General features: G+C 47.3%; 23 protein-coding genes. 12 read left to right on the forward strand and 11 right to left on the reverse strand.

The genetic code is table 11. The annotated features are described in order from the left end of the window. Positions 1 to 65 precede the first annotated feature (65 nt). From C943_RS03950 to C943_RS03965, 4 genes are all read left to right on the forward strand, one after another. Positions 66 to 860 (forward strand): TolB family protein, encoded by a 795-nt coding sequence (locus tag C943_RS03950; protein WP_157198418.1) that lies wholly within the window; start codon positions 66 to 68, stop codon positions 858 to 860. Between the two features lie 149 nt (positions 861 to 1,009). Next, on the forward strand, positions 1,010 to 2,734 hold the full coding sequence (gene recJ, locus C943_RS03955; RefSeq protein WP_008624484.1) for a single-stranded-DNA-specific exonuclease RecJ: 1,725 nt from the start codon (positions 1,010 to 1,012) through the stop codon (positions 2,732 to 2,734). Between the two features lie 3 nt (positions 2,735 to 2,737). Then, complete coding sequence (gene lptB / locus C943_RS03960) at positions 2,738 to 3,475, forward strand: LPS export ABC transporter ATP-binding protein (RefSeq protein ID WP_008624485.1); 738 nt, start codon at positions 2,738 to 2,740, stop codon at positions 3,473 to 3,475. Continuing rightward, the gene (locus C943_RS03965; RefSeq protein ID WP_008624486.1) at positions 3,475 to 4,992 is read left to right on the forward strand and encodes a GH3 auxin-responsive promoter family protein; all 1,518 of its coding nucleotides are present in this window, start codon (positions 3,475 to 3,477) and stop codon (positions 4,990 to 4,992) included. Before lptB ends, C943_RS03965 begins: the two co-directional genes overlap by 1 nt. Positions 4,993 to 5,039: 47 nt before the next feature. Here C943_RS03965 and C943_RS03970 read toward each other — a convergent pair whose 3' ends face one another. The 7 genes from C943_RS03970 to C943_RS04000 form a co-directional block, all read right to left on the reverse strand. Next, positions 5,040 to 5,747, reverse strand: coding sequence for an endonuclease/exonuclease/phosphatase family protein (locus tag C943_RS03970; RefSeq protein ID WP_008624487.1), 708 nt, complete (start codon positions 5,745 to 5,747; stop codon positions 5,040 to 5,042). Between the two features lie 56 nt (positions 5,748 to 5,803). Further along, positions 5,804 to 6,400 carry a hypothetical protein gene (locus C943_RS03975; RefSeq protein WP_157198419.1) on the reverse strand — a complete coding sequence of 199 codons (597 nt, stop codon included), beginning with the start codon at positions 6,398 to 6,400 and terminating at the stop codon, positions 5,804 to 5,806. 183 nt (positions 6,401 to 6,583) lie between these two features. Further along, on the reverse strand, positions 6,584 to 6,988 hold the full coding sequence (locus tag C943_RS03980) for a hypothetical protein (protein WP_008624489.1): 405 nt from the start codon (positions 6,986 to 6,988) through the stop codon (positions 6,584 to 6,586). A gap of 210 nt (positions 6,989 to 7,198) precedes the next feature. After that, complete coding sequence (gene mtgA, locus C943_RS03985) at positions 7,199 to 7,894, reverse strand: monofunctional biosynthetic peptidoglycan transglycosylase (RefSeq protein ID WP_008624490.1); 696 nt, start codon at positions 7,892 to 7,894, stop codon at positions 7,199 to 7,201. 5 nt (positions 7,895 to 7,899) lie between these two features. Then, positions 7,900 to 8,718: a class I SAM-dependent methyltransferase gene (locus C943_RS03990; protein WP_008624491.1), complete on the reverse strand. Its 819-nt coding sequence runs from the start codon at positions 8,716 to 8,718 to the stop codon at positions 7,900 to 7,902. Positions 8,719 to 8,786: 68 nt separating this feature from the next. Beyond that, the gene (locus tag C943_RS03995; RefSeq protein ID WP_008624492.1) at positions 8,787 to 10,718 is read right to left on the reverse strand and encodes a DUF3857 domain-containing protein; all 1,932 of its coding nucleotides are present in this window, start codon (positions 10,716 to 10,718) and stop codon (positions 8,787 to 8,789) included. After that, positions 10,715 to 12,427 carry a transglutaminase-like domain-containing protein gene (locus tag C943_RS04000; protein WP_169334601.1) on the reverse strand — a complete coding sequence of 571 codons (1,713 nt, stop codon included), beginning with the start codon at positions 12,425 to 12,427 and terminating at the stop codon, positions 10,715 to 10,717. The genes C943_RS03995 and C943_RS04000 overlap by 4 nt, the downstream gene beginning before the upstream one ends. A 306-nt stretch (positions 12,428 to 12,733) precedes the next feature. Here C943_RS04000 and C943_RS04005 point away from each other — a divergent pair, with 306 nt between their 5' ends. The 4 genes from C943_RS04005 to C943_RS04020 all read left to right on the forward strand — a co-directional run bounded on the left by C943_RS04005 (position 12,734) and on the right by C943_RS04020 (position 15,660). Continuing rightward, positions 12,734 to 13,201, forward strand: coding sequence for a MaoC family dehydratase (locus C943_RS04005; RefSeq protein WP_008624496.1), 468 nt, complete (start codon positions 12,734 to 12,736; stop codon positions 13,199 to 13,201). A gap of 80 nt (positions 13,202 to 13,281) precedes the next feature. Beyond that, positions 13,282 to 14,043, forward strand: coding sequence for an SDR family NAD(P)-dependent oxidoreductase (locus C943_RS04010; protein ID WP_008624498.1), 762 nt, complete (start codon positions 13,282 to 13,284; stop codon positions 14,041 to 14,043). A gap of 4 nt (positions 14,044 to 14,047) precedes the next feature. Next, positions 14,048 to 14,800: a M15 family metallopeptidase gene (locus tag C943_RS04015; protein ID WP_008624501.1), complete on the forward strand. Its 753-nt coding sequence runs from the start codon at positions 14,048 to 14,050 to the stop codon at positions 14,798 to 14,800. Between the two features lie 107 nt (positions 14,801 to 14,907). Continuing rightward, entirely contained in the window at positions 14,908 to 15,660 is a 753-nt protein-coding gene (locus C943_RS04020) for a ThuA domain-containing protein (protein WP_008624509.1), read from the forward strand. Positions 15,661 to 15,719: 59 nt separating this feature from the next. On the opposite strand, the gene C943_RS04025 is transcribed toward C943_RS04020, so the two are convergent. The 3 genes from C943_RS04025 to C943_RS04035 all read right to left on the reverse strand — a co-directional run bounded on the left by C943_RS04025 (position 15,720) and on the right by C943_RS04035 (position 18,199). Beyond that, entirely contained in the window at positions 15,720 to 16,484 is a 765-nt protein-coding gene (locus tag C943_RS04025; protein WP_008624510.1) for a hypothetical protein, read from the reverse strand. Then, positions 16,481 to 16,921, reverse strand: a complete 441-nt coding sequence (locus tag C943_RS04030) for an ABA4-like family protein (RefSeq protein WP_008624511.1) — start codon at positions 16,919 to 16,921, stop codon at positions 16,481 to 16,483. The genes C943_RS04025 and C943_RS04030 overlap by 4 nt, the downstream gene beginning before the upstream one ends. A gap of 81 nt (positions 16,922 to 17,002) precedes the next feature. Continuing rightward, positions 17,003 to 18,199 carry an RsmB/NOP family class I SAM-dependent RNA methyltransferase gene (locus C943_RS04035; RefSeq protein ID WP_008624512.1) on the reverse strand — a complete coding sequence of 399 codons (1,197 nt, stop codon included), beginning with the start codon at positions 18,197 to 18,199 and terminating at the stop codon, positions 17,003 to 17,005. 107 nt (positions 18,200 to 18,306) lie between these two features. On the opposite strand from C943_RS04035, the gene prfA reads away from it, so the two are divergent. The 4 genes from prfA (at position 18,307) to C943_RS04055 (ending at position 22,563) form a co-directional block, all read left to right on the forward strand. Then, complete coding sequence (prfA, locus tag C943_RS04040; RefSeq protein WP_008624513.1) at positions 18,307 to 19,380, forward strand: peptide chain release factor 1; 1,074 nt, start codon at positions 18,307 to 18,309, stop codon at positions 19,378 to 19,380. A 127-nt stretch (positions 19,381 to 19,507) separates the two neighbouring features. Then, positions 19,508 to 20,050, forward strand: a complete 543-nt coding sequence (locus C943_RS04045) for a GNAT family N-acetyltransferase (RefSeq protein WP_008624515.1) — start codon at positions 19,508 to 19,510, stop codon at positions 20,048 to 20,050. Next, positions 20,043 to 21,221 carry a BamA/TamA family outer membrane protein gene (locus tag C943_RS04050; protein ID WP_245545505.1) on the forward strand — a complete coding sequence of 393 codons (1,179 nt, stop codon included), beginning with the start codon at positions 20,043 to 20,045 and terminating at the stop codon, positions 21,219 to 21,221. The genes C943_RS04045 and C943_RS04050 overlap by 8 nt, the downstream gene beginning before the upstream one ends. 160 nt (positions 21,222 to 21,381) lie before the next feature. Further along, complete coding sequence (locus tag C943_RS04055) at positions 21,382 to 22,563, forward strand: ATP-binding protein (RefSeq protein WP_008624524.1); 1,182 nt, start codon at positions 21,382 to 21,384, stop codon at positions 22,561 to 22,563. A gap of 55 nt (positions 22,564 to 22,618) precedes the next feature. Here C943_RS04055 and C943_RS04060 read toward each other — a convergent pair whose 3' ends face one another. Beyond that, positions 22,619 to 24,949, reverse strand: a complete 2,331-nt coding sequence (locus C943_RS04060) for a M1 family metallopeptidase (RefSeq protein ID WP_040478910.1) — start codon at positions 24,947 to 24,949, stop codon at positions 22,619 to 22,621. Positions 24,950 to 25,099 lie beyond the last annotated feature (150 nt).

Below are 25,099 nucleotides of genomic sequence, written 5' to 3' on the forward strand. Positions count from 1 at the left end.
ATATTCCTTTTGTTGGCCACTCTGTTTACTTGGTATTTTCGACAAATCGTGCAAATTCTCAAACAATGGATTTCAACCTGACGCTGTTCCCTGTTGATTTCACTTGGGATAAAACGGATGGAATATTATCAGTTTCCCGTTCAAATACGCTGTTTGATGATACTTATACGTCTTTTTTAAACTTGGTAAGGAGGACTGAATCCACGGCGCACGAAAAGGGTCCCTACACTTTCTTGGAAAACCAAAAGAACAGTATCCTCATCTTTAGCCGAGAGATAAATGGGAAGTACAGTCTTTTTACGGAACAAGAAGTAGCCATCCCCAATGCTAAAGTCACGAACCAGCATCAGATAATGGACGAGGTATCCAATGAAATGTATCCAAGCTTTTATGGAAGAAATTTCAAGAAGGGGGCTGAGCAATCTACCCAAGGAAAGCCCGAAAAACTGATTTTTTCCTCAGATCGTGACGGTTCATTCGATATTTACGAGGTAGACATTCCCTCCGGTGACACTCCAATGCAATTTTTGACCGACGAGCGCCCCAAAGCTATCAGGAAGCTAGGTATTAACACCGCTAGCAACGATCATATGCCTTTTATGTTCGGGGACTTGTTGGTTTTTTCTTCCGACAGGCCTGGGGGATTTGGTGGATATGACCTCTATTATTCGATCAAAACAGAAACAGGCTGGGCTGAACCCGTAAATATGGGGCCACGTGTCAACTCGGAATATGATGAATACCGCCCAATAGTCTCAGAACATGCTAACTTCACCAACCGACTCATGATCTTCTCATCGAACCGTCCAGGCGGTCTCGGAGGTTTTGATCTATATTTTGTCGGAATTCCTAAACCTTGACTCTAAGGCATCAACGCTATAATCCCAAACAATGGATTGAGACTACAAAAGCCCAGCGCCAAAAGCGTTGGGTTTTTTGTTTAACAAACATTTGCAATAATTAGAAACCATAGGCAGGGATAGACGAGCGGTTTTAGTAATTTAGCCCCATGGAGTACAAATGGATCATTCGCGAAAAAGCAAACGCCAAAGCCGTCGAATCCCTTGGAAAAGAGATCAACGTCAATCCGATCTTGGCCAATATGCTGGTCAATCGGGCCGTGGATAGCTTCCAGAAGGCGAAGGATTTTTTCCGTCCGGATTTGGATAAGCTCCATGACCCCTTCCTGATGAAGGATATGGATAAGGCCGTCCATCGCCTCCACTACGCCATCCAAAACGATGAAAAAATCCTGGTCTACGGGGACTATGACGTGGACGGGACGACTTCCGTGGCCATGGTGTACGATTACCTGCGCCGGTTTTACGACAAAGTTGATTTTTATATCCCCGATCGCTACAAGGAAGGCTATGGCATCTCCGAGCGTGGTGTCCGCTGGGCGGCGGAAAACGGCTTCAACTTGGTCATTTCGCTGGACTGCGGCATCAAGGCCATTGAAAAAGTCCAGCTCGCCAAAGACCTGGGCGTAGACTTTATCATCTGCGACCACCATACGCCCGGCGATATCCTCCCGCCTGCGATCGCGATTTTGGATCCGAAGCGGCAGGACTGCGAATACCCCTACAAGGAGCTCAGTGGCTGCGGCGTGGGATTCAAGCTTTTGGAAGCCCTGTCCGCCTATCGAAAGGAAGATCCTGCCCGTGTGATGGCTTACTTGGATTTGCTTGCCGTGAGTATTGCCGCGGATATCGTGCCGATCACGGGCGAAAACAGGATCTTCACCTTCTACGGCATCGAGCGGATCAACAACAACCCAAGACCGGGAATCAAGGCCCTGATCTTGCGCAGCAAAATCGAAAAGGACATCGGGATATCCGACATCGTGTTCAAAATTGGCCCGAGAATCAACGCCTCCGGTCGCCTCGAGCACGCCAAAGCCTCGGTCGAATTGCTCATTTCCCAAGATCTTGAAGACGCGCTTGAGCGTGCAGAGCTTGTGGACACGGTGAATGCGGCAAGGAAAAATTTTGACGAAAACATCACGAAAGAAGCCCTCTCCATGATCCAAAGCATGGAGGAAGTATACCAACGGAAAACCACCGTGCTTTTTAAGGAAGATTGGCACAAAGGCGTGATCGGAATCGTGGCCTCCCGCTGCATCGAGAAATTTTACCGCCCGACGATCATCCTCACCGAGTCCAACAGCAAGGCTACAGGGAGCGCGAGATCGGTGTTTGATTTCGACATCTACGAGGCCATCAGCGAATGCAGTGATCTGCTGGAGCAGTTTGGCGGACACAAGTACGCAGCGGGCCTCACCTTGTCGGTGGACAAGGTGCCTGCGTTCCAGGCGAAGTTTGAGGAAGTCGTCAGCGCGCGGATCGATGAAATCCACCGCATGCCCGTCCTCGAAATCGACGACGAAATCCTTCTCGACCAGATCAATTACAAATTCTACAATATCCTGAAGCAAATGGCACCATTCGGTCCCGGCAACCCGGAGCCGATCTTTTGTGTCAAACAGGTCTATGCCGAAGACGTGAAAATCCTCAAAGAAAAACACCTCCGATTCAACGTCGTGCAGGATGGGCAGCAAACCAAACCTGTCTGTATCGCCTTTGGGATGGCTGACCAAAGCATCTACCCCGACGAAATCATCATCAAGATGCTCAATCGGAAGATGCGCTTCGACCTTGCTTTTGAAATCAGGGAAAATACCTTCAGGAATACCAGTTCCCTCCAACTATACGTGAAAGACATCAAATTTGACTAGTGCATGAAGCTACGGGCAGATCACCTGATCAAGATTTACAAAGGAAGAAAAGTCGTCAACAACCTGTCCATCGAGGTGGAACAGGGCGAAATCGTCGGTCTCTTGGGACCAAACGGTGCAGGAAAGACGACTTCATTTTACATGATCGTGGGACTCATCAAACCCGACGAAGGCGTCATCCACCTGGAAGACCAAGACATCACCAAGCTCCCGATGTACAAGCGTGCCAAGCTGGGAATCGGCTATTTGGCGCAGGAAGCATCGGTATTTAGAAAATTGTCCGTAGAGGAAAATATCCTCGCCGTGCTGGAAATGACCAACAAAACCAAAGCCGAGCGCAAGGAAAAGGTAGAGACCTTGTTGGAGGAATTCAGCCTCACGCATGTGCGCAAAAACCTCGGCATGGTGCTATCCGGAGGCGAGCGCCGTAGGACCGAAATCGCGCGTGCTTTGGCCGTAGACCCCAAGTTCGTATTGCTGGACGAACCTTTTGCTGGCGTGGACCCGATTGCGGTCGAGGAAATCCAAACCATCGTCGCCAAGCTCAAGACCAAAAACATCGGCATCCTCATCACCGACCACAACGTCAACGAAACGCTGTCGATTACCGACCGGGCGTACCTGATGTTTGAAGGAAAACTGCTGAAAGCCGGGACGGCAGAGGAACTCGCAGCCGACGAACAGGTACGCAGGGTCTACCTTGGCCAACATTTTGAACTCAAAAGAAAAGTCTTCACCTGATGGAAGTGATCAACACTTTTATGACCTGGGTCTTCAAGAACCGCATCGGTCAGATCGAGAATTTCATGCACCATCCGATCGCCGTGCAGACGCAGGTATTCGAAGACTTGATCGAAAAGGCCAAGCGCACAGAAATTGGGAGAAAGTTCCATTTTTCCGACATTAAAAATCACAGGGATTTCGCTTCCCAAGTACCCATCCACGACTACGAGCAGATCAAACCCTACATCGAAAAGACCATGCGGGGCGAGCAAAATGTACTATGGCCCACGGATATCTATTGGTTTTCGAAATCCTCGGGTACCACGGGCAGCCGCTCCAAGTACATTCCCGTCTCCCAGGAATCACTGGAAGATTGCCATTTCAAGGGCGGAAAGGACATGCTCTCGCTCTATGTCAACAACTATCCCGACACCAAACTCTTCACGGGAAAAAGCCTCAGCATTGGCGGCAGCCTTGCCAATAATCCGCTGGATGCCGAAAACGACAGCCAAGTCGGGGATATCTCTGCGGTTATCATGCACAATTTGCCTCTGTGGGCACAGTTTGCGCGGACACCGAGTCTGGACGTGGCGCTCATGAGCGAGTGGGAGTCCAAAATCGAGCGCATGGCCTACGAAGTCATGGACGAAAATGTCGTCAGCATCTCCGGCGTGCCTACTTGGACGGTGGTCTTGATTAGGCGGATTTTGGAAATCAAAAAGGCAAAGAACATCCTCGAGGTCTGGCCCAATTTGGAAGTGTTTTTTCACGGTGCCGTGGCTTTTGGACCTTACAGGAATCTCTTTGCGGAGCTGATTCCCTCGCCCAAAATGCACTATGTCGAGACCTACAACGCCTCCGAGGGATTCTTCGGCATCCAGGACCAAAAGGATTCCGACGAACTGCTGTTGATGTTGGATTATGGGATTTTCTACGAATTCATTCCCATGGAAGAATGGGAAAAGGAAAACCCGAAGGTAATCACGCTCGGAGATGTGGAGATCGGGAAAAACTACGCCATGGTCATCAGTACCAACGGCGGACTTTGGCGGTACAAGATCGGTGATACGGTCAAATTCACCCATACCAGCCCTTACCGGTTCAGGATTTCGGGCCGGACCAAGCATTTCATCAATGCATTTGGCGAGGAAGTCATTGTCGAAAATGCCGAGCAGGCGATCCAAAAAGCCGCCGAATCCACCGGGGCGATTATCCTCAACTTCACGGCAGCACCCGTCTATTTCGGAGATTCCAAAAGCAAGGCCGCCCACGAGTGGGTGATCGAGTTTGGCAGGATGCCATCGGACAGAGCAGTTTTTTCAACAATACTTGACGATACACTCCGAGCTGTCAACTCGGACTATGATGCCAAGCGGTACAAGGACTTAGCCTTGGTCGCGCCCAAAATCCACTTTGCCGAAGAGGGCTTATTCGAAAAATGGCTCAAGTCCAAAGGCAAACTCGGCGGCCAAAACAAGGTTCCCCGCCTTTCCAACAACCGTGAGTATATCGAGGAGGTGTTGGGGATGATGTAAGTCCAATGACATTAGGGCTTTCGTCATAAAATTCCAATTTTGCCAGTTTATTTGAATTCACACACAATAGGCATGTGATCGCTCAAGTCTAGCCAACTATCGATGTGACCAATCTCGATACTTTTCAAATCTTCAGAAAATGGTTTTGAGGCAAAAACATAGTCGATATGATAAGCCTTCACGGGATTTTTTTGAAAAAACAAGGTTGGCTTGGTTTCAGACCCTTGAAGTTCGCCGGTATACTTATGATAGAGGCTTTCAATTCCCAAGCTGCCGAGCTCATTTACCACATCCGAATGGTTCCACCACCGATCCCACTGATCCCAAATCTTGTTGCTATTGAAATCACCTGCAATGATTATTGATTTGAAGTTTTCTTTATTGACCTGCAGGTACTTCCAGAATTGGCCCATATATCCAAAATTGGGAGAATTGTTGCGGTGAGTCCAAACAGCAAGTAGGTCAAATACACCTTTCACATGACAAGGTAAAAAGTGTTTCACGAAGTGGTCCCGATATTGACTCGTCCAATCCAACTTGTTCAAAACGATATCTGGTTTTGCGAACACACCGAGGCCTTTGCTTTTTGAATCGCCAATCCAAAGGAAATTCTCCGCCCAATCAATATACTCCCTATTTGCACTTTCGGCGGGGTTCTCACATTCCTGGATCACATAAATATCCGCATCGAGGCTTGATACGTTCTCAAATTTTTTCCTAAATCCTCCGTTGCAATTCCAGGTTACAATTTTCAATGTCAGGCCGGTGTTTGAATTTTGAAGAACGGTTCTCTGGTCTGAGCAGGCGGGCTTTAAAGCTCTTTTCCTGTCAGCCAAGACCAAAGTTTGTTTAATGGTTTATCCTTTAAATTAGCACTACCCGCCCCCTTGCTTATTGCAGATGTTGTGGGTAGTGGTTTTTCCTTTTCGGTTGTTAATGTTTGTCTGAATTCGTCGACTTCTTTGCCGTTTACATATTTGTCAATCCATTTTCTTGCTTCGTTTTTAAGAACGTCTTGTATATTATTTAGGTCCGCTCCATCAAAGTAATAGTTCACTCCAATTTTTTCAAGTTCGTCCCATCCGTGATAAATGAGATAGAAATTCATAAGTCCCGGATCATAGTCGTTGTCTATACAAAGTTGATATAAGGACCGTAAGTTCTTTCTTATTTCTTTGTCGTCTAGAATTTCACTCAAATGGTAATGTGCGTTAGCAATCACAGCACTATTGTAGTCAAGCTCTTCAAGTCCGAAGTCGTTTAGAACATTTGTTACATATGGGCTAATTTCAAATCTGTCAATCGGTTCAGAAAATGAAGCAAGCATTAGCACATTGTCTGTCTCTTTTCCTTGTCGGATTAAATCAATTGCCCAATCAACCGCCTTTGAATAGTCGAAACGTTCCAATTGTTTATGGCTTTGAATTAGCCTTATTATTTGTTGCTCGTCTGTCATTTTACATTACCCACAACGGTTTGCGGCTTGGCGCAGGCAGGATATTCCACTAATCAGCCCGCGAAGCCTAACACTTTAAATATACAAATAAACTTGATTTAGAATTACTTCAGACCCGCTTGCGCTAAGGCGATGTTAGGTGCTGGTTTTAATTCTTTCATTTGCGTAATTAACCAATTTGGCAAGCTCAATTTCTTCGACTTCCAAGGGAGAAATTAATGTCCTGACATAGAACTCGATGTTATCATATTTAATAAGAGTTTCTTTTTCCTGTGTGGTTAATTCATCTACTCTCATTCTTAGGGTTCTTCCGATCGCGCTATCAAATTCAAATTTATAATTCTGACGTTGTTCAAGTCTGAGGTATCCCAGTTTGACAGATTCGTTCCAAAATTCTTCATTCAAACGTTTATAGATTTCAGCAATAATTGGACTTGCCGCGAATTCCCTGAATTCATAAAAGTCTAAGTCGCTTTGAAATTTCACTTTTCCTAGTAACTTATTCAAAGCATTTATTTCTTTATAGTCGTTGATTTCCATTTCTTACTTGCACCTAACTTGTAAATACCCGAAACAAAACTTCACCTCCAGCTCTGAATTCTGTCGGCTAAGCGAAGTTTTACCTCGCGTTTCCACTATCTCCTAAGATAATAGATTTTGATCAATGGATGAAAAAATCACAGTCAGCAGCAGCCTTAAAAATCCGGAAACCAACAATCCATTTACTTTCATCTGCAAAAATTCTCCCCATCAATTCCCCATCCCTACCGGTGCGAGGTTGTTCATTTGGCGCATGATCCAGGATTGGCGCCCACGGATATAGCCGGTCGGTCGGGATGGATTCCAGCGGCGGGGATTGGGTAGGACGGCGGCGATGACGGCCGCTTCGCTGCGGTTGAGCTTGGCGGCGGGTTTTTTGAAATAGGTCTGGGCGGCGGCTTCGATGCCATAGATGCCATCGCCCATTTCGATCACATTGAGGTAGACTTCCATGATCCGCTCCTTGGACCACAGCAGTTCCATCAGAAGGGTAAAGTAGGCCTCCAATCCTTTTCTCACAAAATTCCTGTTGGGCCACAGAAAGACGTTTTTGGCAGTCTGTTGGGTGATGGTACTCGCGCCTTTGATCCGTTTGCCTCTTTTGTTGCCCTCCCAGGCCTTTTCCATCGCCTCCATATCAAATCCCCAATGGTCCAAAAACTTCTGGTCCTCGGCAGCCACGACGGCTTGGGGCATGTGTCTTGAAATCTTGGACATCGACACCCAATCCTTTGTCAGGCGTATATCCTTTTTCTCGTCCCAAGCCTGCTCCCAGAGCCGTATCACCATCAGCGGCGTAATGGGCACAGGCACAAAGCGATAAAGTATCGTAAACCCGATACTCAGGATAAAGAACCAAAGGATGATTTTGAAGATCAATCTGAAAAATCGGCGGATCAGCTTCATGGATATCAGGCAAAGGCGGTGGCTTGGATAAATCTATAATAAAAAACCGAATCTGCCATTTCCTTCAGCTCATCTATGGCCGATTGCATGGCCTTCACCTGGGACTCGGTCACTTTTCCTTCCTGTACCAAGAGCGGTGCACCGCTACTCATGAGGTTTTTCCAATATTCGAAGACCGTCCTTTTTTCCTCAGGCTCCCGTCCGTCCAAATGGAAACCACCCGAGCGCAGGCTGATGTGGGAATAACCCGCCTCGCGCAGCATTTCTCCCAAGCGGGCACCTACTTGTGGGTCTCCGCCGATTTCGACCTGGTATTGGTTGTAGGTCTCCCAATAATCCATGACCTCGGCACGATAGGGATAGGTATAGAAAGTCTTGTTGAAAACCTCCGTTATCGACACCATGGCGCCGGGCTTCAGGAAGGGTTTCATGCTGTGAAGTACTTCGATGGGATTGGGGATATGCTCCAGCACCCAGCAGAGGAAAGCCCCGTCGTAGCTGTCGGAAAGCTGCAGCCTTCTGGCATCTTGCTGGACAAAATGCACTTTGTCAGGGCCGTAGCCCAAGGCAGCCATATTTTCCAATGCCTTGGAGATCTGCTTTGTTTCGTACTCGACGCCTGTGATCTCCAGGTGCGGAAAGCGTCTGAGCAAAATCTCTGTTTGCGCACCCACACCACTGCCGATTTCGAGCAGTTTCTTCATGCCTGAAAAATCGATAAAATCATAAATCGGATTTTCGATGACCAGGGCCTGCTCGCGGAGCCTTTCCTGCTCTTCATCGAGGTAGCCATGGATGTACTTAGTTGTGGTTGATTCGCTCATGAGCGGTGCTATTTTCCGCAAAGAAATGTGTTTTTTGGGGCAAATTAAAGCTGTGGGCTCGCCCTGAATCAGGGATTGGCAACTTTCTTCAGCACAACCGGTTCTTGGAGTTTGGAGGTCAGAATCTCCATGAAATATTTCAAATCCGGATAGATGTCGGGGTAAATGAGGCTGGACTTCAGTGCGATTGTTACGTTGATATTTACTTGGTTGGAAAGGGGCGTAATGTCATAAGTGAAGACTGCACTGCCCGTCGGGATCGTGAGCTTGACAGCCTCGGGGTAATCATCCAACTCGTATCCTTCAGGGATTTGGATTTGGGCGGAATAATTGTCGCTAAATGTATATAGAAAATCTACTGGAAAAGTCCTTGTAGTGGATTGAAAGGGATTTTCATCCCAGCGCATAAAGGTAAAGGGTTTGATGAATTGTATATCGGCATCCATGGCCTCATCTTCCAACACAAACTTGGTATCGAGCTGTTTGCGCGGCTCACTTTTTTGGGAAAAGGTAAAATCCTTGACGAGTAGAGCAGCCTCCTTCCCGAGTAATTCTGCCTTCAGGGTATCCGCGACTGGTTTTTCTTCATTGATCCTTGTGAGTGCATCATAGTCTGTAAACCTGAGGTTGGTTTCGAAAACAAGACGGTTTTCAGCATTTGGCTTGATGCTGACGATTTGGGAAATGCCGGAGCGGTGGGAGATTTGAAGTGGGATCAAACCGCTGCCCTCTTCGAGCAAGATATACCCGTGGTTTGCATGGAATCTCAGGGGAAGATACCCAAATGGCCGCGCAGGATTGGTCACATCGAGGTAGTAGTCTTTTCCGTCAACTTTTGCGAATACGATCAATTGGTCAAACTGGTCCAAGAAAGGCGTGTCGACCAAGCGTGAATGCCCGTTTCCTTTGCTGCTGATCATCAGCGGATAGGCTGTAATCCCATTGGCTTTCAATGCTGCCATCAGCATCAAGTTCATATCCGGACGGGACCCCTTTTTTGTTTCGATGAGTGACTTCAATGTCTGGGAAGGGAAATTACCGTCCCTTTCGTTGTAAGAGATTGATTTTTGGACCCAAGCATAAATTTCCTTTGCCTTTTCCAGTTCGGCTTGGTCCTGTTTGATCGGAATTACGAAATAGTCTTTCTGCGAACCTTGGGGCTTCATGTACTGAGCAAATTTTTCCAAACCCACGATAAACTTGGTCAGGTCCTGCCAAGTGCCATAGGTATCCTTGTAGCCCGACTCTCCCCCGTAGGCACCAGAATTGATAAATGCGTATCCGGCCAACTGGAAGCTTATTTTTTCGAAGTAATCCGCATAGTTGGTCATCATAGGTTCTGGCTTGACCGAGTTCAGATCAGTCACAGTCCACTCATAGAGCCCGTCTCCTTTTACAAAATTGCAGGCAATAGTCTTTTCGCCCTGTGGCAGGTATCTGTAGTTGAAGTAGGACGGAATGCTGATTGTGTAAGTCGAGCGCAGCGTGGGTATATCATTGTGAAAAATCCAGGGATCCAGAAAACTAACACTTTTTGAGATTTTGGTGTACGAATATTCCAGGATGGAGCCTTGTTGCACGTTTTTCAACGAAAACCGGACTTCCTTCCAGCCATTGCCAAGATCAGCCTCAAAAAAATCCTCCTTTTCAAGTTTGGTAATCGACATATTCGAACCATCAAAATTGACTGTGTGGGCATTGAGTCTCACAATATCCTCGATCTTGTCTTTGGCATAAAACTGCAGCTTCACGTTCGCATTGTCTTTGCCCGACTCTTTCAAGATTTTTACCCTTCTATGTATATCCGATCCCAAGACTCCGCCGGTAAATGAGTTGAAACTCACTTCAGCTAGTACCACAGCATCAGCGCCGGGTTCGAAGTCTACTTCCCTAAGATCGATTTCTTCTTGGCTGAACTTTCCGAATTTGAGGTTTTGGGCGAATGATATGCTTGTAAAAAGGCTAAACAGCAGCAGCGAAAGAAATGGCTTGATTCTCATGGCATTTCGGATTTTTTCAGGATGATGGTTTTTTTGAACTGGTCGTTGATTTTGTTAACCAATAAGGCTTTGTCTTCTTTCCCGAGTGGCTCGGGACAGTGGACGATCAAATTACTTTTTACGATCAACTTGTTGTCCACAAGTTGAGAAGAAAGGTTATAGTCAAAAAGGTTGTCCTGATGTTTGAATTCACCGATTCCCGACTCGAGAGAAAGGTTTGGCAAAAGCGTGATTTCGAGGCTTTCTTCCCAGTTAAGGTTGCCTTCTCCCAAAAAATCCGCGTCCATTTTCTTCCAATGTGTCGGCAGTATCACCCGCTTGGCAGTCTGCTGTGCAAACCGCTGAACGATCCCTGAATAATCGATCGTGGTACGCGGGACTTCCCTGTTCGGGATATTTTCCATTGAAAAATTGGCGACAATAGCACCACTTCCCGCCGCTTGGGAATTCAGGTAACTCTTTTTTGTATTCTCATCCGCATACCGCTCCAATGCCCAAAAAGGAATAGCGGGAAAACCTCCATAGGTATTCGAACCTGAGAAGTTCGCATCGCCATTTGGCTGGAGCTCGAGGCTGTAGTTGTTTTTCACTTGATGGAACTTGGCCTCAGCATATTTGGGCGTGCGATCCAAAAATCCGCCATCTCCGGTAATCACAAAAACATCCCTATCCGCAGTAAAATCACCAGAAAAGCCGGCTGGCAGAAACTCGTTCGTACACTCAAGCCATATCACCTCGTCCTGCAATGGAATCCGGAGAAAGGCGTGATTGAAACTGTGTACGGGAAAGTCGGGTGCAAGCGGCCGCTTCTTTTTGTCGTCAGCAAACACCAAGGCATATTGTGCGTTGATACCGACCTCCCTTAGCATACCTTTCATCAAGGTCGAAAGGCCTTTGCATTCCCCGTATTTTGTTTCTAAGACATCTTCCGCCTTTCGTGGTTCCCAGCCGTCGATACCGAGGAAAATCACCAAGTAGCGAAAGTTCTTTTGGAGATAAGAATAAAGCCTACTGACTTTTTCGTAATCGTCGGTAGCCCCTTCCACCATTTTGTGTACTTCCGCTTTGAATTGCTTGGGTAGTTCGTCTTTTCCGGCAATCAACTGGGCATAAAATTTCCCAAATCCCTCCCAGGTCCGCATATCCGAGGAAATTCCATCCAGTGAAAACCGCGCCGGTGCAAATTGAACCCACGGATAATCCTCTCCAGGATTGGGTGCTTTGGGCTCCATCTGCTCAAAAACCCACTTCAATTGAATACTTCCTTCGCTCACTTCTTTGGCTGGACCTTTTTCGAAATTCATCTCCCTAAAACGCAATCCAACGCTCGGTGGATAGGAAGCAACCACCTCGGCCTTGACGACCTTTTGGTTCCAATATTCCTGTGGATCCCATGAATTGATAAAAAAATTGTCCAAACTGCTGTGTTCAGCGATTATTTCAATCTTGCAGGGAATTGGGAAGTTTCTTGCATCGAAGAATTTTTCCCTATCGTCTTGGTACAAACTGATGTCGCTAATCAAAGAACGCTCACCAAGGTCTTTCAATTTATACTTCTTGACTACCTTTCCTGTAATGAGGTCGGTCACCGTGGCATCAAATGCAAGCAACTTATTTCTTGAATTCTGATGGAATGAATAAGCTGCATGATCAAGGCCATTCGCATTTTTTATGATCAAGACGTGGTGCTTCCTATAAAGAACTGACATGTCATTTCCAAGGGTAATTTGATCATGCCTGGTTATTTCGGAGAAAGCTGCCACCTCTTCTTGGGCAGTTGCCTGAGAAAAAACACCGGAAATAAATAAAGCAACAAAACAAAGGGAAAAGATAGGACGCATACTGGCTGGGTAACTATCCAAATTTATCAATGTAGTTGAATTAAAAAAATAATCCTGTGGGAATTTTTTTCTTTTTTGATTAAGGTGCCAGAATGCTCCCCAGCTTAACAAAGGATTTGTGTGAGCCTCAAAAAAAATATTTTTTACCTTTATTTTTTCAAACAGGCTTTTGTCATGAGCATCATCACTATTGGAAGTTTTGAGGATTTCGAAAAATATGTAGGTCAGGAACTCGGAGTCTCCGATTACCATCGGATTACGCAAGAGCAGATCAACCAATTTGCCACGGCAACCCTGGACCATCAGTGGATTCACACGGATCCGGCGCGCGCCAAGTCCGAAGGTACTTTTGGGGATACGATTGCCCACGGTTACCTCACACTTTCTTTGGTTCCATACTTGTGGGACCAAATCATCCATGTCAACAACCTCAAGATGATGGTCAACTATGGTATCGAAAGCTTGAGATTTGCCCAAGCTGTCCTGGTCAACAATGAGGTTCGTCTCAATGCCAACCTCAAAAGCCTCGCAAATCTAAGGGGAACTATAAAGGCGGAGGTAAATGTCAAGTTGGAAATCAAAGACCAGAAAAAACCCGCATTTACTGGCGTACTCGTATTTCTATACCACTTCAATTCCTAGCAAAACACCTCGCCACTCTTCCCAATCCACCCATCAATTTTTGTATTTCTTTCTGTGGCAAATCTTCTTAGATTCAGACCATGGAGAGAAAAATTGCCTTGGTCACAGGAGCTACCTCGGGAATAGGGAAAGCCACAGCAATCGCACTTGCAGGACTTGGATACGACATCATCGCCACAGGAAGACGACAGGACCGATTATCCGCGCTATCCGATGAACTCCCCCAAGGAACCCGACTTTTGACCTTGCAATTTGACGTGCGGGACAAAGAAGCGGTTTTCGAAATTTTGGGCAATCTACCCGAAGAGTGGAAACAAATAGACGTCCTAATCAACAATGCCGGCAACGCCCACGGTTTTGACCCGATTCAAACGGGAAGCGTCGATGATTGGGACGCCATGATGGATATCAATGTGAAGGGCCTTTTGTATGTATCCAAGGCGATCATTCCCGGCATGACCCAAAGGAACCGCGGGACAATCGTGAATATTGGATCGATAGCGGGTAAAGAAGTCTATCTCAACGGCAATGTCTATTGTGCTTCCAAACACGCCGTCGACGCCCTGACCAAAGGCATGCGCATGGACCTCAATCCCCATGGGATCCGGGTGATTGGGGTACATCCTGGACTTGTCGAGACTGAGTTTTCCCTTGTCAGATTCAAGGGAGATGCGGAGAGAAGCAAGTCCGTGTACAAAGGCTATGAGCCTCTCACGGCGGTGGACATCGCAGATACGATCGCATTTGCAGTGAGTAGGCCTCCACATGTGGTCTTGGCTGATATTGTCATCCTGCCAACTGCCCAAGCTGCGGCTACTTTGGTCAAAAAGAACTTATCATGAGATAATGAAAAACCTGCTGCAAATCCTCTTTGTGCTGATTCTACTCGGCTGCGAGTCCAAAATGAACGAGCAGACCGCGACCGGCGTGGTCATGGATGATTTGGTGGAAGTCGGAGGGGAACAGTTCAAGATCATCTACGAAGTATCCGAGCTCGAGCAAAGTCTCATAGATGGAGGATTGGTTGATATCGCAGCGATCATTCCCGGAATATATGTGGACCTCAAGTATTCCACGACGGACAATTTCTTCGGAAAGGACGTCTATGGCGAGCTTACCCGATGCTATGTACAGCCGGTGGTGGCGGACATGCTCCAAAAGGCCCATTCAAAATTGAAAGAAGAGCATCCCGAGCTGACCTTTCTTGTCTATGACGGCGTGCGACCACTTCGGGTACAACAGCTGATGTGGGACAGCTTGGACAAGCCCGACAGCATCAAGCCACTCTATGTGGCCGACCCAAAGGTAGGCGGATTGCACAATTACGGTGTCGCGGTCGACTTGACCTTGGCGCTACAAGAAACGGGAGAAGCCTTGGATATGGGAACTCCCTTTGACTTCTTTGGATACGCAGCCTACCCTGACAGGGAAGCCCAAATGCTCCAAGAAGGAAGAATCACCGCCGAACATATCAAAAACCGCGAAATCCTCCGCAAAGTCATGGCACACGGAGGCTTCACTGGGATTGGTTCGGAATGGTGGCATTTCAATGCCTTTTCGAGAAAAGAAGCGGGCGAAAAGTTTGCTCTTATCCGTTGACGCTAAGTCTAGTTGAATCAATCGTTCCAAATATGTATTATATTGGAGTTACCCGAATGAAAATACTGAAACACACATCAATATCACCACCCAAAAAACACCGAAACATGCGCCCCATCCATTTCTTTTCCTTGCTCCTTTTCGCTATGCTATTGGTGGCAGTTGCTCCCATCGAATCAATGGCACAAGCCCAATTCAGGGCATTGGTATTCAGCAAAACCAAGGGCTTTCGCCATCAGTCTATCCCCGACGGTGTGGTTGCCTTGAAAAAACTGGCTCGCGACAATCAATTTGAAGTCTACACGACAGAGGATGAGACAATCTTCACCGATGAAAAACTTGCCCGCTACGATGTCATCATCCTGATGAGTACGACGGGGACGATTTTCAATGCCGAGCAAAAAGCGGCTTTTGAAAAATTCGTACGTAGTGGAAAAGGAATCGTCGGAATCCACTCGGCCACGGACACCGAATACGAATGGCCTTGGTATACCAAACTCATCGGGGCGCAGTTCAAAAATCACCCCCATATCCAATCCGTAAGGCTTAATGTCATCGACAGGAAACATCCTGCCACCTACCATCTTCCCGAAAAATGGCTTTGGACGGATGAGTTGTATGCTTTCAAAAACTTCAATCCCGACGTACGTGTATTGATCACCGCGGACGAGACTTCCTATGATGCCAAAGATGGCATGGGCGAATTTCACCCGATGGCATGGACGCATGAATATGACGGGGGTCGGATTTTCTACACGGCTTTGGGACATACCGATTGGGCATTTCTCAGCCACGATTTTATGCAACACATTTACGGAGGCATTTGGTATGCGGCCAAAGGATACCCAATTGAAAAATAGAATGGACAAACTCTAATCCAAAAGACCTGAGGGATTCAAAAACCCTTCAGGTCTTTTTTTTAACCCAAAAACCAAATTCCATTTCCTGCCAAAGCATTCCAAAGGGTAAGGGAGGAAAAAACAAAGTACACCAAACCGAATCCATACACCCAGTTGACCTTTTCCCTCGCCACAAACCAGGCAAAAAGCGGAATAACCTGCAAGGCATGCAATCCGAAAAAATGGGCAATCCGCAGATCCCCGTAGGCCTTGGCCCAGTTCAGAAAGAAAATCCCTTCCTGCCCATCCGGAGCACCAATGGTATGGCCAAGATTACCCACCATCATAAACCCTTCCAGACTTGCCAAGATAAAGATGAACATGCCGATCTGAAGCCCGCGCTTATAGGATAAGGGCAGGTTTTCAACGGGTCGCAGCAGCAACAGCGCCCATAAAACCATCACGGTATTAACAACGATCGCGATCCCCATCAGCTGGAAAAGAAATGCATTGCCGATGGTGGAGATATTGAAATGCGAAAGCTGACCCCGTGCGGCTTGTCCGATGATGACAATCTGCTCCAATACCAAAGCCAAAATGATGGTGATCTTGATTTTCTGGACCTTCCGGATTTGGGGCAGATAATCCAAATACCAGCCCATTGTCCACAGGAAGACACAAATTGAAATCGAAAACTTCATCGGCTTATGCCAGACGTTGGCTCCGCTGACAAGGCGATCATCGAAAAAGGACAAAGCCAACAATACCGCAAATGCAGTCAAATTGAGCATTCCTGCCCAAAAAAGCGACTTGCTCCTTTTCTTCAGTTCCGAAAAGAAATTCATGGATGGTAAGGGCTTTGATTCAGTTGCCGGGTGTTGGCAGCACGAACAAGCATATATGTCAAAAGCCCAACAGGCCCCATCATAAATGTCAAGATCAAACAGGGGAGGACCAGCCAACGACTGATATGTTTGTCCCAAGCATCCTTCGTGATCCACATCCCCACAAACAGGTCAAAGGCCAGATAATGGATCCAGCCGGCCAACAACGCCTCGTCGGATTGGAACAATGCCCTGACTTCAGCAAGTGAGTTGAATCCACCTTCGGGAGTACCCAACAGGGCAGGCAATACATAAAACATGTAAGTCAATCCCAACAACACCAAAACCCCGGTGAAGAGAGTTTGGTACAACCACTTTCGAGGGTAAAAAACAAACAGGGCAATCCAGGAAAAAAAGGCCAAGGTACTGGCCATCCCAAAAACAGCTTCCAAGGTCATAGCGGCGGGGGTTTGTTTACAGTGTAATTTATGCAAAAACAAGCCAAACAAAAAACCCCGGCCAGTAAACCAAATCCTGGGTTATATCGACGCCCTTTTCTTCAACTTTGCAATGTAAAAACCATCAAACCCGCTTTCCTGTGCCAATACCTTCTCGTCTTCGATCAATTCAAATTCCTTCCCGGCAGGAGACGCCAAAAAGGTGTTGACTTGGTCTTGGTTTTCGGAAGGCAAAATGCTGCAGGTTGCGTAGACCATAATGCCACCTGGTTTGAGCATGGTCGAATACCGCTGCAGAATGTCCTGCTGGATCGATTGGACCTTTTCGATGGATTCAGGGGAAAGCTTCCATTTGGTGTCGGGATTGCGTCTGAGTACACCCAATCCAGAACAGGGCACGTCCAAGAGCAGCCTGTCTGCGGATTCCCTGAGTCGCTTGATGGTTTTGGTACCTTCGATCGGACGGGGTTCGATGATGCTGATGCCATTTCGCCGTGCGCGCAACTTCGTTTGCTGCAGCTTCCAAGCCTCCGTGTCCATGGAAATCACTCTTCCCTTGTCTTCCATCAGTGCAGCCAAATGCAGGGACTTTCCTCCCGCACCCGCACAGGCATCGATAACACGCATGCCCGGCTCTGCGTCGAGGGCAGTGGCTACCTTTTGGGAAGAGGCATCCTGTACCTCAAAAAGTCCCTCTTTGAATGCCGGATGCTGGAAAATGTTTTGGCGCTTGGCCAATACCAAGGCATCCTTGTAGCCCCGAGGCAGGTAGGTGTCGATATCGTCTGCCGCGAGTCTTTGGCGCAAATCCTCACGGCTTATCTTAAGGGTATTTACCCGGAGGACGACTTCCGCCTGCTGGTTGAGCGTGTCGATTTCTTTTTCCCATTTTTCCCCCAATTGCTTACTACCCATCTCATCCAGCCAATCGGGGATGGATTGGAGAATGGCGCGGTTGTCAAGCTGCCTGTACTTCCGGGATATATGGTCAGGATGAAGACCTTTGAATTCCCTCCAATCCGGGAGCGTCCGGTCATGCATGAGCCAATACGTGCCAAAAAGATGGTACAAATCCCCGCTTGGACTCAGGTATTCGATCAGTCGCCTCCAGCGCACCATGTCATAGACCGTCTCCGCAATAAACCCGCGGTCTCGGGCGCCCCATTTTGGATTGGACTTCAATACTTTTTCGATCACCTTGTCGGCGTACCGGTTTTGATGGAAAATCTCATCGATAGCCTCGACCACCGCCCTGACCAAATTGGGGAAAAGCTTCATTTCGTTTCAAGTAAGCTGCAAAGATAAACAGAATTGAACGGCTGGAACGGAAAATCCCAAAACCGATATTTTTCCTAATTTTGCGGCATCCAATTTCACAGCCATTTATGCTTGACAAATTACAAGCTCTCAAGGACAGGTTTATCGAGGTAGGCCAGTTGATCATCCAACCGGACGCCATGTCGGACATGTCCAAGTACACCAAGCTCAACAAAGAATACAAAGACTTGGAAAAAATCGTCACGCTCTACGACGACTACAAGCTGGTCCTTGACAATATCGACAGTACCAAAGAAATCCTGGAAAAGGAAAAGGATCCTGATTTCCGTGAAATGGCCAAAGCCGAGCTAGACGAACTACGGCAGAAAGAGACGGAATTGGAAGAAACCATCAAGCAGGCGCTAATTCCAAAAGACCCGAACGATTCCAAGGATTCCATTCTAGAGATCCGCGCAGGTACGGGAGGGGATGAAGCGGCGATTTTTGCGGGCGATCTGTTCCGAATGTACCAGCGATTCTGCGAAAAACAAGGGTGGAAACTCACCGTCCTGGATTTGACCTTTGGTTCTTCGGGCGGTTACAAGGAAATCATCAGTACGATCACAGGCGCGGACGTCTACGGCATGATGAAGTACGAATCCGGCGTGCATCGCGTACAGCGCGTGCCCGCTACAGAGACACAGGGACGCGTACATACATCCGCAGCGACGGTGGCCGTTTTGCCCGAAATGGACGAGGTCGAAGTGAATATCAATATGAATGATGTCCGTAAAGATACCTTCTGTTCATCGGGGCCGGGTGGTCAGTCGGTCAACACGACTTATTCGGCGGTTCGTCTCACCCACCTTCCTTCTGGCTTGGTAGTGACTTGCCAAGACGAAAAATCCCAAATCAAAAACTTCGAAAAAGCCCTGAAGGTACTGCGCTCCAGGCTTTATGAAATCGAACTTGAAAAACACAACGAAGCCGTCGGCGCACAAAGGAGATCCATGGTGGGCAGCGGAGATCGCTCTGACAAGATCCGCACCTACAATTATCCCCAAAGCCGCGTGACCGACCACCGTATCAACAAGACCGTGTACAACTTGCCGGATGTGATGGATGGCAATATCGAAGACTTTATTTCAGCCCTGCGGCTCGCGGAAAACCTTGAGAAAATGAATGCGGGTGGCGTGGAATAGTGAATTCTAAGCATGTCAGGTGGAAAAAGTCCATTTGAAAATGCCTGAAGTTTCCCCTGAGTTTTCGAGAAAAACCTGTCAAACTTGGCGTTTTTGGAGTATATTGAAAAGAGAAATCAGCAAGTAGATGAAAATCATAGGAAAAGGAAACGTTTGTCTGAATACTTGGCACGAGGGACATTTCCACCATTTGTACCCGATCGCCAACAACCCGAAAATCGCCAAAAACCTTCGCGACAGTTTCCCTTCGCCCTATACCATCCACGACGCGCGTCACTGGATAGAGCACAACCAAAAGTTTAACCCCCCTCAAAATTTTGCGATCGAGTATGAAGGTAAGTTGGTCGGCTCGGTAGGCTGCGAAATTGGAAAAAACGAGCTGAGGACCAATATGGAAATCGGGTTTTGGGTCGGCGAAGCTTTCTGGGGAAAAGGAATTGCATCACAGGCGGTGCAACTTTTTGTCGAATATGCCTTGGAAAAATTTCCCGAGATCAAACGGATTTACTCCCAAGTGTACGATTACAATGTGCCCTCGATGAAAGTGCTCGAAAATGCCGGATTTGAACCTGAGGCCATTCTCCGCCATGCCTACATCAAAGACGGAAAAATCGGTGACGTATTCCAATACGTCATCATCCGCGAAGAGGTAGAGAAATATTTTGACTAGTCCTATTCCTGTTTTGCCAATCACTTGCCTCGGTGCCAGAATCGCAGCGGTTTGGTCGCTGATTGTGTTCTTGCCATTATTCTCCTTTTCCCAAAACCAAACTGACAGCATCCCGGAGAAAAAAGCCGTGGAAAAGCTCTTTGATTTTGGCGATCTCGTCGTGGACAAATTGTCCGGGGACAAATGGACCGTCATTCCCGCGGTCATCTATTCTCCTGAGACCAGCCTTGGTCTTGGCGCCCGCGCGATTCGGGTTTTTCGGCACAAAAACACCGCCGACAGCCTCTTGCGACCCTCAAGTCTTCCTATCACTTTTCTGTATACGCTCAACAATCAGGCGATCCTTACTACCGAACTGGACCTCTGGGCTGACCAAAACAAATCTTATTTCAACGGTCGATTGGAACTATCCCGCTTCCCGTTCAAGTATTTCGGCATCGGCAATGAGCCGCAACTTGAGGAGGGGGAAGTGTACACGACGCGCTATGCCTATCTCCACCTTTTTTACCAACGAAAAATCACAAAGGGCATCTACTTCGGTCCAAGGTATGAGTTCCGCTTGGACAATATTACCGACCGTGTGGCAGGAGGTTTGTTGGAGAGCACCCAAGTGCCGGGTTATGATGGACAGCGTCTATCGGGTTTGGGTTTGATCCTGCAACATGACACCCGGGATATCCTGTTCCAGCCGACCCGCGGTTGGTACAATCGCCTCCAATGGATGGTTTTTTCACAAACACTGGGAAGCCAATACGATTTTCAGCATGTGGTCGGTGACGTGAGAAGGTATATTTCGGTGGGAAAAAGACAAGTGATTGCGCTGCAGGCTTGGTCCAGTTTCACCTGGGGAACTCCCACTTTCCAGCATCTTTCGCTAATAGGCGGCAGCGACGTGATGCGGGGATTTTTTGAGGGAAAATTTCGGGACCGTCATGCCTTGGTTTTCCAAGGTGAATATCGCTTGCCTATCTACCGTAACTTGGGAATGGTGTTTTTTGGACATACAGGACAGGTGGCTCCCGAAATCCGAAAATTTGGCTGGCAACGATTCAGGTATGGCGCAGGGGTCGGCTTTCGCTACCGCATCAATTCCGACGGACTCAATATCCGCTTGGACTTTGCGATTGGTGACCAAAAAGCCATCTATTTTGGGCTGAATGAGGTCATTTGATAGCGGACGCCTCCTGTGATTTTTTCAAAATTCTCGACCATCCTAGATATCCCTCTCGTACTATTTGTAAAGTGTACTTAGCAAATAGTATTACTATTTGTAAAGTATACTTTGAAAATAGTAACACTATTTGTAAAATAGCCCTCGAAAACAAGTATACATGGTATTTGAACGAAAAATTTTCCAGTCTCTAAAAGAGCACCTTTCAAATCGTCAGGTCACTGTGATCACGGGAATGCGCAGAACCGGGAAGACCACGCTCGTCAAACAACTGATGAGGGAATCAGATATTCGACAGCAGTTCTTTTTTGACTTGGAACGGCTTGATAATCGGGCTTTGTTTTCATCAGAAAACTACGACGAAATCGTACTAGCACTGCGTCAGATGGGTGCAAACTTTGAGGAGAGAATTTTGATTGCTTTAGACGAAATCCAACTAAGTCCGAATATCCCAAGTATTATCAAATACTTATATGATCGCTACGATATTAAATTCATCGCGACCGGTTCAAGTTCCTATTACATCAAAAACAAGTTTCAGGAATCGTTGGCTGGTAGAAAAAAACTGTTTGAACTTTATCCCCTTGACTTTGGTGAATTGCTCACGTTCAATGGCATCTCATTTCTACCAACTCCAGACATTCATCGCTTAGAGAATATTCCAACGGAGTTTTCCCGCCTCAATACATACTATCAATCATATGTCGAATTTGGTGGCTTCCCTGAGGTAGTACTCATGCCCAAGGTTACAGACAAAGTGGATTTACTGCATGACATCCTGAGTTCTTACATCAACATCGACATCGTTCAGTTGTCTGATATTCGGAAGACACAGGAAATTGGCAACTTGATTCAACTTCTGGCCGCCAGAATCGGAAACAAGCTAGATGTATCCAAGATTTCAAGTTTGGTGAAGATTTCGAGACCGACCGTAGAAAACTACCTCGCATTCCTGGAAAGTACCTACATCATCAAAACCCTTCCAGTATATGCACTGAATCCCGATCGAGAAATTGTAAAGGCGAGGAAGTTGTACTTTCTGGACAACGGATTAGCCAACATTTCCGCCAAATTATCCGGTGGTGCAGCTTTTGAAAATGCGGTATTCAACCAACTCCTCCATTTCGGAGACCTGGCTTATTATCAGTTAAAAAACGGTAATGAAATAGACTTTATCCTCGACAAAAAACACTCGTTTGAAGTAAAGGAAACTGGCAATAAGTCCGACTTCGAAAAACTGATGCAACTGTCAGGTAACCTTCAAATCACCCGGGGAAATGTGATCTGCAAAACCAGGACCGATGGTGTGGATGGACTTATCTGGGCGGGAATGATTCGATAAAAAAAACAAAAAAAAACCCGAAAGACTTGCCTCCGGGGTTCTTTTTTCCAAGTGCCTATTTTTTGCTTTTGGCGCGCTTCATCGGATTATCGCCCGAGGCTGCGCCTCTTACTCCTCCTGCGCCTTTGAACATCTCAAATCGGCTTGGCACATATTGTTGCGGCCAATGGTTGTTGGACTCGTCGATGTCCGCAGTCTCCCGGTAGGGGTCAAGCAGGACGCTTTTCACTTCCTTTTTCTTGGCAAATACCTTGGACACTTCCCATTCATCATATCTCCAAATCTCTGCGGGAATCCTTTCGACCTCGGAAGTACCGTCCACATAGTTCAACTGGATGATCAGCGGCATCACCAACCCGCCGAGGTTTTTGAACTTCAACTCGTAGAAATTCAGGCCGGAATTTAACAGCTCCTTTTCCTTTGGACTCAGTCTCGCCATAAAGTCGTTGTAGGCCTTTTCGTCCTCCGGCGTCAAAGTAAATGGATTGTAGGAATTGTAGAAATCCCGCGTCGCCGGATCGGTCTCAACCACGGTCTGTGGCACGTCCTTTTGGTTGAAGGTTTTGCTGATATAATCCTCTTCGCGTTCGAAGGCTTTTTTCTCGTCAGCCTTTTTTTCCGCTGGGGTGCGGTTATCCATTTTGTACCAATTGACCGTCTCAAGCGCAATATCTACCGGCTCCGTACCAAAGAACCAACCCCTCCAGAACCAGTCCAAATCGACTGCGGAAGCATCCTCCATCGTCCTGAAGAAATCCTCTGGCGTCGGGTGCTTGAACATCCACCTTTGGGCATACTCCTTGAAAGCGTAATCGAAAAGCTCCCGGCCCATGATGGTTTCCCGGAGGATGACCAAAGCAGTGGCCGGCTTGGCATAAGCATTCGGCCCAAACTGGATGATGTTTTCCGAATTGGTCATGATGGGTTCCAAGGTATTTTTCTCGCTGCGCATGTAAGGCACGATCTTGTGTGCCGGTCCTCGACGGGATGGATAGTTTCTGTCCCATTCCTGCTCAGCCATGTACTGCATGAAGGTATTCAAGCCTTCGTCCATCCAAGTCCACTGACGCTCGTCGGAGTTGACGATCATTGGGAAGAAGTTGTGCCCGACCTCGTGGATGATGACCGAAATCATGCCGTACTTGATCGCATCGGAATAGGTACCGTCCGCGTCAGGTCTACCATAATTGAAGCAAATCATCGGATACTCCATCCCATTGGTAGCCTCTACGGATATCGCCGTTGGATATGGATAGTCAAAAGTCTTGGCGGCGTAGGATTTGATCGTATGTGCTACGACGCGCGTGGAATACTGTTCCCAAAGCGGATTGGCCTCCTTGGCATAATATGACATGGCCATCACATCTTTGCCTCCCTGCTTCACCGCCATCGCATCCCAAATGAACTTCCTTGAGGAAGTCCAGGCAAAATCACGCACGTTTTCGGCATGGAAAACCCAGGTTTTTTTGTCCTTGGATTTTGCTTTTTCAAGTTTTTCGGCCTCCGCTTGGGTGCGGATGATGACGGGCTTGTCATAGGTTTTTTTGGCAGTTTCCCAACGCTGCAGTTCGGTTGGACTGAGGACTTCCTGTGGATTTTGAAGCACGCCGGTCGCTCCTACCATGTGGTCGGCGGGGACGGTGATCTTTACTTTGTAGTCACCAAAAGTCAAGGCAAATTCACCCCGACCGGCAAATTGCTTGTTTTGCCAGCCTTCGAAGTCTGAATAGACAGCCATTCTTGGAAACCATTCCGCCATGGTGTAGAGGTAGTTTCCGTCGTTGGGAAAATACTCATAGCCGGGACGGCCGCCGATGAAACTCATCCTGTCGTGGATATTGAAACTCCAATCCACGGTAAACTCGGTTTTTTGACCGGGAAGCAAAGGCTGAGGCAAATCGACCCGCATCATCGTATGGTTGATGGTGACGGGGATATCCTTGCCTGTCATGTCCTTGACGGAGTGGATTTTATAGCCAAGGTCCAAATCATGCCAAAGAATGTTCTCCAACTGCCGCAGGTTCATGCGCGGATTGATGCTGCTTTCGGCTGTTTTGGGGGTGTTGGAATCCTTCGCACGCTCATTTTGGTCGAGTTGGATCCAAAGGTATTTGAGTGGATCGGGGGAATTGTTGTAGTAGGTGACCTTCTGCCAGCCTTTGATGGATTGGTTGTCATCATTGAGCTCGACCGAGATTTCATGGTCGGCCTTTTGCTGCCAATACATATGTCCCGGCGCACCGGATGCGGTACGGTAGACATTGGGAGAGCGCAGCATGGTGCCAAGTTGCTCAAAGCGCTCGGCGTGGTTTTGTGCAGACCATTGGGCAAATCCAGGTTGGATTCCCAAAAACATCAAAACAACAATTGGTAATAGCTTTCTCATACACGTTTGTTTGTTAATCAATTTGGCCTTTTTTCAAAGACAAAAGACATAAGACTCAAGATTCAAGACTGACGAACTCAGGTGCACCCTATTTATCAGCATACAACACCTTCCAAAATCAACAATTTTCCAATTTTCCAATTTTCCAAT

It is taken from the genome of Mariniradius saccharolyticus AK6 (genome assembly GCF_000330725.2).
Taxonomy (GTDB): Bacteria; Bacteroidota; Bacteroidia; order Cytophagales; family Cyclobacteriaceae; genus Mariniradius; species Mariniradius saccharolyticus.